Source organism: Corynebacterium mendelii (assembly GCF_017307055.1).
In the GTDB taxonomy this organism is placed as follows: Bacteria; Actinomycetota; Actinomycetes; order Mycobacteriales; family Mycobacteriaceae; genus Corynebacterium; species Corynebacterium mendelii.
The window spans coordinates 1-4741 of sequence record NZ_JAFLEQ010000016.1 but is presented as its reverse complement, the minus strand read 5'-3'; the positions used below and the strand labels follow the sequence as shown (position 1 = coordinate 4741).

At 64.7% G+C, this 4741-nt stretch carries 4 protein-coding genes; 3 read left to right on the top strand and 1 reads right to left on the bottom strand.

All coding sequences use genetic code 11. The features are described 5' to 3' along the window. The 3 genes from JZY06_RS08515 to JZY06_RS08505 all read left to right on the top strand — a co-directional run. The coding region (locus tag JZY06_RS08515; protein WP_207279136.1) for a helicase-associated domain-containing protein at positions 1-888 on the top strand (888 nt) is incomplete at its 5' end. Positions 889-1195: 307 nt separating this feature from the next. Continuing rightward, on the top strand, positions 1196-2893 hold the full coding sequence (locus tag JZY06_RS08510; RefSeq protein WP_207279135.1) for a DNA repair helicase XPB: 1698 nt from the start codon (positions 1196-1198) through the stop codon (positions 2891-2893). Positions 2894-2944: 51 nt separating this feature from the next. After that, entirely contained in the window at positions 2945-3616 is a 672-nt protein-coding gene (locus tag JZY06_RS08505; protein WP_207279134.1) for a DUF3239 domain-containing protein, read from the top strand. A gap of 155 nt (positions 3617-3771) precedes the next feature. On the opposite strand, the gene JZY06_RS08500 is transcribed toward JZY06_RS08505, so the two are convergent. Then, on the bottom strand, positions 3772-4542 hold the full coding sequence (locus JZY06_RS08500; RefSeq protein WP_207279133.1) for a class I SAM-dependent methyltransferase: 771 nt from the start codon (positions 4540-4542) through the stop codon (positions 3772-3774). Positions 4543-4741 lie beyond the last annotated feature (199 nt).

Sequence of the window (4741 nt, the reverse complement as noted above, 5' to 3'; positions counted from 1 at the left end):
GTGCTGGACCGGGCCGGCACCCTGGGGCTGGCCGACAACGGCCGCCCCTCCAGCCTGGCGCGGGCATGGGTGACCGACGGCGACGACGGGCTGTACCGCGCCGCCGAGGCGCTGTGCCCGCCGCCGGTTGAGCAGGTGATCATCCAAAATGACCGCACCATCATCGCCCCCGGGCCGTTACCGGCTCGCGCCGCCGGTCTGATCAGCGCCATCGCCACCCTGGAGCAGCCGGGGGTGGCCTGCGTGTGGCGGATATCAGAAACCAGCATCGACCATGCGCTGGCCGCCGGGCACGCCGGTGAGGATCTGCTCGACCGGCTGGCTGAACTGTCGGCCGGCCCGCTGCCCGACACCGTCACGGTGGCGGTCACCGACGCGCTGGCACGGGCCGCCGCCGCAGGCCCGGCCGCGGCAGGGCCCGCCCACCACGCCGCGGAGCGGTTGACCATCCACCGTCCCACCACCCACCGGCCGGTGACCCGCCGCTTCCCCGACGGGGAGGCGATCCTGGATCCGGCTACCGCCGCAGGGTGGGTGGATGCCCTCCGGCTGCGGCAGCGCCGCGACGGCGCCAGCCATCCGGCCGACAGCACGCACTCCGGTATGCGCAGCGCATTTGACCTGCAGATCACCGACACCATGGACCGGGCGCAATCCACCGGCGAAGAAATCACCGGGGCCACCCTGATTGTCGCTGAGCTGACCCGGGCGGTGCACAAAAAACAGCGGGTCGCCCTGGAATTCGTCGACCGCCGGGGAATAACCTCCCGGGCGGAACTGGTGCCGGAAAAAGTCGCCGCCGGGGCGGTGACCGGCACCACCGCCGACGGCACCGCGGTCAGCTATCTGCTCTACCGGATCTGTTCCATCACCCGCTACACCGACTAGGCGGGTCCCACAAAAATCAACCCGGACACCCTGCTCGCGGCCCGCTCCGGCCCGAAGACCGGCTGCAGCAGGGTGCAATAATGGCGGCCCGGGATATATCGTTGGTGTTTTACTCCACCCGCGGGCTGACCGGCCCGCGGATCCGGGCACGTCGGCGGCAGTGGCGGCTGTTTTTGTTGTTTTTTCCGGCGGGCACCACCGCCCGCGTGCGCCGCGGGCGGTGGCTGCGGTTTGTTTTCCCTCCCCCGGATTGTGCCCCACAACCCGGTTTTTCATTGACCACTAGCGAAGGTGACGGTTTTTCAACGTGGCTTACGGCGACGGACCCTTGATTGTGCAATCCGATATGACGGTGCTGCTGGATACCTCCCACGAGCAGGCCGACCAGGCCCGCCTGGCGCTGGCCCCGTTCGCGGAACTGGAACGCGCCCCGGAATACATGCACACCTACCGCATCACCAATCTGGCGCTGTGGAACGCCCGGTCAGCGGGCTACGACGCCGAGCAGGCGGTGGACTGCCTGGAAACCTTCAGCCGTTTCCCCGTCCCGGATGCGCTTTTGACCAACTTGGCCGAAACCATGGGCCGCTACGGGCGGGTGAGCCTGGAATCCCATCCCGCCCACGGGCTGGTGCTGTGCTCCCGGGAGGAAGCGGTGATCACCGAGATTTCCCGCTACCGGAAAATCGCGCCGATGCTTCGCCAGCGCATCGACGCCAGCACCGTGGAGGTCCACCCCTCCGAGCGGGGACGGCTGAAACAGGAACTGATCAAAATCGGCTGGCCCGCCGAAGACGTGGCAGGCTACGTTGACGGTGAAGCCCATCCGATCGAGCTGGATTTCGAAACCTTCCCCTGGGCGTTGCGCGACTACCAGCAGCAGGCCGCCGACTCGTTTTGGGCCGGCGGCTCCGGGGTGGTGGTTCTTCCCTGCGGTGCGGGCAAAACCATGGTCGGGGCGGCCGCGATGGCGAAAGCCAAAGCCACCACCCTGATTTTGGTGACCACCACCGTCGCCGGGCGGCAGTGGCGCGACGAGCTGATCAAAAAAACCAGCCTCACCCCCGACGAGATCGGCGAATACTCCGGGGAGAAAAAAGAAATCCGGCCCATCACCATCGCCACCTACCAGGTGCTGACCCGCCGGACGAAGCAGGAATTCAAAAACCTGGCCCTGTTCGATTCCCGCGACTGGGGTCTGATCATCTACGACGAGGTGCATCTGCTTCCCGCCCCCGTCTTCCGCATGGCCTCTGATCTGCAGTCCCGGCGACGGCTGGGATTGACCGCCACCCTGATCCGGGAAGACGGCCGGGAAGATGACGTGTTCACCTTAATCGGGCCGAAACGTTTCGACGCCCCGTGGAAAGACATTGAAAACCGCGGGTACATCGCCAGTGCCGTCTGCACTGAGGTGCGGGTCGATTTCGACCGCGGCGAACAGCTTGTCTACGCCGAGGCCGAGGCCCGGGACAGATACCGTCTAGCCACCGGCGCGCGGGCCAAAACGGAAGCGGTCCGCCGCCTTCTGGCCCGCCACCGCGGCACCCCCACGCTGATCATCGGCGCCTATGTCGATCAGCTCAGGGAAATCGCCGACGAGTTGGATGTGCCGGTCATTGACGGCTCCATGTCGACGGCGAAACGGGAAAAACTCTTCCAGTCCTTCCGTGACGGGGAAACAACCTGCCTGGTGGTCAGCAAGGTCGCCAACTTCTCCATCGATCTTCCCGACGCCGCGGTGGCGATCCAAATTTCGGGTACTTTCGGCTCCCGGCAGGAAGAAGCCCAGCGGCTGGGCCGGCTGCTGCGGCCGAAAGGCCACGGCGACAACACCGCGCACTTCTACACCATCGTCACCCGCGACAGTGTCGATGCCCGCTACGCCGCCCACCGGCAGCGTTTCCTCGCCGAGCAGGGCTACGCCTATTCCATTATCGACCTGGCTGATCTCGACCCTGCCGCCGACGAGCCGGATCCGCCCCGGGATGCCACGGGTGGATAGACTGACACCCGAGACGAACACCCACCGATAAGACGATGAGTTGAGATACCCATGGCCAACCAGACGCAGAAAAACTTCCACTTCACCGTCGACGACAAACACAACCGCACCTACGACGAGTACTACCGGGACCCGAAGCAGCTGCAGATGGCATCCGCCGGACTCGGTCTGATGATCATCGCCGTCGGCCTGTACTTCGCCTGGAGCGAGGGATTCAAACCCGGCGGAATCTATGCGCTGGTTGCATTCGGCATGGTCGGACTCGTGTTCATCGCGATTGCGGCGGTCCTGCCGAAAAAAGTCGGCACCCCGCAAACGGTCTATGACACCTACCCCCTGGCACCGGCGGTCATCGCCGACATCGACGACGAGACCATCTGGATCATGGCCCTGGTCGATGCCGCCACCGACCCCGGAAACGGCGAACGCCGCGGCCTGGCGCTGCGGGCGGTCACCGCGCTTCCCGGCCACAAAAAAACAGTCGGTGAACGGGTTCCGGTCACCGCGGTTCCCGGCCGCCGGGCGGTACTGAAAAACCGTGACCACTGGGCCGAAATGACGCTTCTTCCCATTGCCTGGGGCACCCCGGACAAGTCGGTGATCCAGAAAGCCAGCCACGCCGTTCCGGAAGGACGCTGGCGCAAACTCAAGCAGCTGCAGCCGAAGTTCGACGAAGTGAAAAATACCAAAACCAAACTGCTGATCGTGGACGGCAAACGCTGACGGTATCTTCGCCTGCCAGCCGGAATCTCCCCGCACACCCGGTGTGCGGGGAGATTTTTTGTGCCGGCCCCGCTACTGGCGCCCCACAGGTCATCTGTCCCGGTCACCCGGTTGTCACCGGCCGGGCAACAGCAGCACCGCGATGGCGTGGATTTTTAGCTCTTGTGCGCCACAACGACCACCGCCTGGCAGGGGAAGCGGTAGAGCTGGGTTTCCCCCAGCCGGTAACGCACAACCTTGTCGGTGACAGCCTCCCGCACCGACGTGCGGGTGTCTTTATCCAGCCGGGCGAAAGCCTTGTCGAACCACACGGCGGCAGAAGACAGATAGTTCTTCCTGTCGGTGCGCCAGGTCCAGTCGACGATCGTTGCCTCGGTCACAACTAGGCCGGTGTCACCAAGAAGCAGCTCCGACAGGCCCTCCGGGGTATGGGCGAAACGCTCGCGCACACAACACCCGGGGACGCCGTCGGTTCCGCTGACCGCGTCAAGTGCGTCCACAACCGACTGCCGGTGCGGTGGCAGCGTCTCGGGCCAGCAGGTGGCAATCACTGTCCCGCCGTCGGCGGTCAACTCTTCCAACGCTGCGGCTGACGCGGCCGGCTGCTCCACCTCATCGAGAACAAAGTTGGCGATCACCGTCTGGAAAGTCCCAAGACCGGAAATATCGGGAAGTGCAGCCCTGTGAACTTCCACCCCCGAGGGGGTGCCAAGACCGGCGGCGTCAACCATCCGCGGATCAGCGTCGACGCCGGTGGCCCTAAAGCCCATACGGGTTGCCGCCCGCAGTAATTCCCCGGTTCCGCAGCCGACATCGCATAGGGTTTCACCTGCGGCTCTATGCAAAATAACCGGAACAGTCCCGGAGCAGTCGCCGAGGAAATGATCGGCGTGCAGAATTTGCTTTCCGCGTGATGTAGTGTCCACACAACAAATCTTATCGCGTAAACGCGTCGCGGACATGGGTTGTGGTTGGTTCGTGGTGGGGAAACCCACACGAATGGCGCGACTGACACAGGCCAGTGTTTGTTGCCGGAAATAGGAACAAGCACCCTGGGCGTCCCGTTGTCGGGGTTGTCCAGGGTGCTTGTGTGATGTTTGGTGTCGGCGGTGTCTTACTCTCCCA

Coding starts and splice junctions, on each gene's coding strand:
- JZY06_RS08505 (WP_207279134.1), top strand. CDS start 2,945: ATGGCCAACCAGACGCAGAAAAACTTCCACTTCACCGTCGACGACAAA.